This window comes from Limnospira sp. (genome assembly GCF_051859755.1).
Lineage (GTDB): Bacteria > Cyanobacteriota > Cyanobacteriia > Cyanobacteriales > Microcoleaceae > Limnospira > Limnospira fusiformis.
The window spans coordinates 1-1,507 of record NZ_JBIMLI010000324.1 but is presented as its reverse complement, the minus strand read 5'-3'; the positions used below and the strand labels follow the sequence as shown (position 1 = coordinate 1,507).

At 51.7% G+C, this 1,507-nt stretch carries 1 rRNA gene; it reads right to left on the bottom strand.

The features are described from left to right. A 23S ribosomal RNA gene (locus ACTIE0_RS24310) occupies positions 1-1,354 on the bottom strand; the annotation flags it as partial. Positions 1,355-1,507 lie beyond the last annotated feature (153 nt).

Sequence of the window (1,507 nt, the reverse complement as noted above, 5' to 3'; positions counted from 1 at the left end):
ACCCTTTATCGCTACTCATGTCATCATTCTCACTAGTGATCTCTCCACGGGATCCCTCACAGGCCCGCTTCATCGAAGATTTCTTCTCCTCCATGGTGTCCCGAAGGACACTAAAGAGGATAGAAACCATGTCACACTACGCTCTGCTACCATGCCTTACGGCATCCTCGGCTTCGGCTCATGGCTTGAGCCCCGTTACATCTTCGCCGCAGGACAACTTATTTAGACCAGTGAGCTGTTACGCTATCTTTAAAGGATGGCTGCTTCTAAGCCAACCTCCTGGTTGTTTTGGTCGTCCCACCTGCTTTCCCACTTAGCCATGAATTGGGGGCCTTAGCTGTAGGTCAGGGTTGTTTCCCTCTCCACGACGGACGTTAGCACCCGCCGTGTGTCTGCCATCTAGTACTCCTCGGTATTCGGAGTTTGGTTAGGATCAGTAAGCCTGTGGGGCCCCATTACCCATCCAGTGCTCTACCCCCCGGGGTATTCGTGCGACGCTCTACCTAAATAGATTTCGCGGAGAACCAGCTATCTCCGAGTTTGATTGGCCTTTCACCCCTAGGCACAGTTCATCCCGATCCTTTTCAACGGATGTGGGTTCGGCCCTCCAGTTGGTGTTACCCAACCTTCAGCCTGACCATGCCTAGATCACTCGGTTTCGGGTCTGATCCATCTAACTCATGCGCCCATTTAAGACTCGCTTTCGCTGCGCCTACACCTAACGGCTTAAGCTTGCTAGATAGACCAAGTCGTTGACCCATTATACAAAAGGTACGCCGTCAGGGCTCATGCCCCTCCGACTGCTTGTAGGCGTTCGGTTTCAGGTACTGTTTCACTCCCCTCGTCGGGGTGCTTTTCACCTTTCCCTCACGGTACTGGTTCACTATCGGTCAGCAAGGAGTACTTAGCCTTCGAAGGTGGTCCTCCGATCTTCAGACAGGATTTCACGTGTCCCGCCCTACTTAATACGTCCCATCGAGCTTCTCATACGGGGCTGTCACCCGCTATGGCTAACCTTTCCAGGTTATTCTGATCACTCTCAAGGCTCGGCTGGTCCCCGTTCGCTCGCCGCTACTAGGGGAGTCGCTATTGCTGTCCTTTCCTCCGGGTACTTAGATGTTTCAGTTCTCCGGGTTTGCTCTTTAAGACCTATGTATTCAGTCAAAAAGTACCTGTTTCAGCCCGTTATAAACTGCCAAAAGGCAATTATAACAAACTGTCAGGTGGGTTGCCCCATTCGGAAATCCATGGATCACAGCTTATTCTCAGCTCCTCATGGCTTATCGCAGAGTATCACGTCCTTCATCGCCTCTTACTGCCAAGGCATCCACCAAACGCCCTTATCGCGCTTGATTTGATCCAGAACTAGCAAGACTTGCGCCTTGCGCGACAACAGAAGCTGGTAAGAAACTGTTGCCATAATTCCGGTATCAAAAGCATACTTTTCCCGCCTGGTTCTTGGAACCAGACAATGAACAACGCAATCGATCTGCCATCCGTGCGGGAG